1 pseudogene is annotated in these 2,302 nt (G+C 67.2%); it reads left to right on the plus strand.

From position 1 onward, the window contains the following. Window positions 1–2,302, plus strand: a pseudogene (locus QQK83_RS19155) (hypothetical protein); the annotation flags it as partial.

The following is a 2,302-nucleotide window of genomic DNA, read 5'->3' on the forward strand; positions in this document are numbered from 1 at the left end:
GCGACGACACCTTCACCGTGGACGGCACCGATCCGGCGGCGGATGTCGCGGCGACCGTCACCGGCGGCGAAACCGGCGAGACGCTGGGCGACACGCTCGACCTGACGGCCGAAGGCCCGGTCGAGGTTACGCTCAGCGCGGACGGCGAAAGCGGCACGGTCGACGGGATCGACGCGATCACCGGCGATACCGACATCACCTTCGCCGAGATCGAGAACATCCTGACCGGCGCAGGCAACGACACCATCGACGGCACGGCCGCGAGCGGCCCGCTCGACGTGGACGCAGGCGCGGGCGACGACAGCGTCACCGGCGGCGCGGGCAACGATGTGCTCGCAGGCGGCACTGGCAACGATGCGCTGGACGGCGGCCTCGGCAACGATGGACTCGCGGGCGGCGACGGCAACGACGCGCTCGACGGGGGCGACGGCAACGACGCGCTCGCAGGCGACGCGGGCGACGACACGCTCGCGGGCGGTGCAGGCGATGACACGCTCGCAGGTGGCGACGGCAATGATGCGCTGGACGGGGGCGACGGCAATGACGCGCTCGCAGGTGACGCGGGCAACGACACGCTGGCGGGGGGCCTCGGCCTCGACACCCTGTCGGGCGGGGACGATGCCGACCTGTTCCAGGTTGGCACCGCGGACGAAGCCGCGGGCGACGTTGTCGATGGCGGCAGCGGGGGCATCGACAACGACACGCTGGATCTGACCAACGCCGGGAATTTCCGCATCATCAACCAGGTTGATGACAGCGACGGAAACGGTTCGGACGGAACGGTCGAGTTTCTTGATGCCGCGGGCAATGCCACGGGTCAGACCCTGTCCTTTACCAATATCGAGACGATCCTCGGGACACCTTTCCAGCCTGTCACCGCGGCAGGGCCCGTCGATGGCACCGAGGCCGGCGAAGCCCTGAATCCGGGTTTTGTCGATGCCGAGGGCGACGAGATCGACGGTCCCGACGGGCTGAGCGATACGATCCTCGCCAATGGCGGCGACGACACGATCGACGCAGGCCTCGGCAACGACACGGTCGACGCAGGCGCGGGCAATGACATCATCGACGGCGGCGCAGGCGACGACAGCCTGAGCGGCGGCGAAGGCGACGACGTCTTCGTGTTCTCCGGCGGCACCGATACGATCGTCGGTGGTGAGACCGTCGAGACGGCTGGCGACCATATCGATGCCACCGCCCAGACCGACGGCGTGTCCATTGTCTTTGACGGTGCCGAGAGCGGGACGATCACGCAGAACACGACCGAAACGGTCACCGGACCGGCTGTTTTCGATGGCACGACGACAATTCCCGGGGCGCAACTTGAGCTCTTCGTGCTCGACAGGGCTGCGTGGGATGACCCAAGCGATTTGCTGCGCGATTCGACCAACACAGGTGGCGGTGTTCCGGGCGATACGATCACCCTCAATGCCTATTCTGGAGCAACTGTTGGTGTCGACAATTCCAGGATTGAAGATACAGGCGTCGCCGACCTCGTAGCCCCTGTCACAATCAATGGTGAAACCTTCGGGACAGGCTCTAGCGTCCAACTGGATTATGGCTTTGTCGTAGAAGATGGCGACGGCATTCAGTATTTCGTCGGCAAGGTGGATATTGGGGGCGGAACCTCCGGTTGGGATGGCTCGGTCATCACGGCGGGCTGGGATCCCGTGGCGATGGAATGGGTCGATCCGCCGTCGGCCGGCACGCAGTTCACGCTGATCTCGATCCCGTCGGGCCAGGCCCCCTGGGATGGGGCCTCGTCCAGCACGAATGTCGCCACCTCCAGCCTCAACCCCTATTCCAACGACGTGCGTCTCGGTGACGGGATTGCGGCCCCCGTGGTGCAATCGGGATCGGTCACGACGACCGAACCGGTGACGAACACCACGACCTTCTCCGAAATCGAAAGCTTCGAGCTTGGCAGCGGGGATGACACGGTCGACGGGTCCGCGGCGACGGACGGCATCCTTGTCGACGGTGGCGCAGGCAACGACGATGTCGCGGGCGGCCTCGGCAACGACACGCTCGCAGGGGGCGACGGCAACGACAGCCTCGCAGGCGGCGCGGGTGACGACACGCTCGCGGGCGGTGCAGGCAACGACACGCTCGACGGCGGCACCGGCAACGACGCCATCGCAGTCGGCGGTGGCGACAGCGGCCTGGGCGGCGACGGCGACGACACCTTCACCGTGGACGGCACCGATCCGGCGGCGGATGTCGCGGCGACCGTCACCGGCGGCGAAACCGGCGAGACGCTGGGCGACACGCTCGACCTGACGGCCGAAGGCCCGGTCGAGGT

Source organism: Roseicyclus amphidinii (genome assembly GCF_030163755.1).
In the GTDB taxonomy this organism is placed as follows: Bacteria; Pseudomonadota; Alphaproteobacteria; order Rhodobacterales; family Rhodobacteraceae; genus Roseicyclus; species Roseicyclus amphidinii.